1 pseudogene is annotated in these 1,091 nt (G+C 57.8%); it reads right to left on the bottom strand.

Annotated elements, in window-relative coordinates:
* Nucleotides 1–1,058 (bottom strand): annotated as a pseudogene (locus VSR34_RS37980) (IS630 family transposase).
* Nucleotides 1,059–1,091: the final 33 nt, after the last annotated feature.

Genomic DNA, 1,091 nt, shown 5'->3' with positions numbered 1-1,091 from the left:
CTAGTCCATTGAACCAGAAGAATTGCACCGGATTCGCCGCGATGGATCGGAGTACTTCCATTTCAATGGAAGCGCCTGCTTGTTGTACGGACGTATATAACGCATGAGCTTTTTGTCAAGATCCTTGGTGCTGGTGAATACGCCACGCGCAATGACGTCGCGCTGGATGCGGACAAACCAGTTTTCGACCTGATTCAGCCATGACGAATACGTGGGTGTGTAATGTATCGAGACCTTCGGATGGTCAGCCAGAAATGTTTGAACGGCCTCGGTCTTGTGGCTGCTCACGTTGTCGCAGATCACCTGAATCTCCTTTCCGCGCGGTTGGGCCGATACCACTTCGGTGAGGAACGCAACAAACTGGGCGCTGGTGTGGCGTGGCGCGGTTTTGCCCAGCACCTCACCGGTGGCAACATTCAATGCGGCGAACAGGCTCAGGGTACCGTTGCGCTTGTATTCAAAACCATGGCTCTCTGCGCGCCCGGGCGAGAGCGGCAACATCCGGTCTTTGCGATCCAGCGCCTGGATGGCTGTCTTCTCGTCCACGCAGAACACCACCGCATGCAATGGCGGATTGAGGTACAGCCCGATCACATCGGCCGCCTTGGTCTCAAAGTCAGGATCGTTGGACACCATGTGCGTATCGAGACGATGTGGCCGAATGTCGTGCTTGCGCCAGATACGTTGCACCGTCATGAAGGCCATGCCCAGTTGTGCCGCCAGTTTGCGGCTGCTCCAGTGCGTCGAGCCGTCGGCCGGTTTGCGTCGCAGCGTGTAGTCGAGCACTCTCGCTTCAAGGCCCGCGAGGTCAGGTCGCGGCGCGCGGCCTGGATGTCTGCCGTAAAGGCCAGCCAGGCGCTCACTGGTGAAACGCGTTTGCCACGTTGTGATGAATCGCGAATCGCAGCGCAATTCGGCCATGGTCGCCGCACGCGAGGCCCCTTCGTCGAGCAGCAAGATCACCGCGCACGCCTCACCTGGCCAACTGCCATCGTGCGGCTGCGCTGCATCGACATCAGCTCTTCGCGCTCGGTTTCACTCAAATTCATTTTGCCCATGCACTATTAGATCAGTGCAATTTCATTGGTTCA

The organism is Paraburkholderia sp. JHI2823, assembly GCF_038900695.1.
Classification (GTDB): domain Bacteria; phylum Pseudomonadota; class Gammaproteobacteria; order Burkholderiales; family Burkholderiaceae; genus Paraburkholderia; species Paraburkholderia mimosarum.
This window is presented reverse-complemented; position numbering and strand designations above follow the sequence as displayed.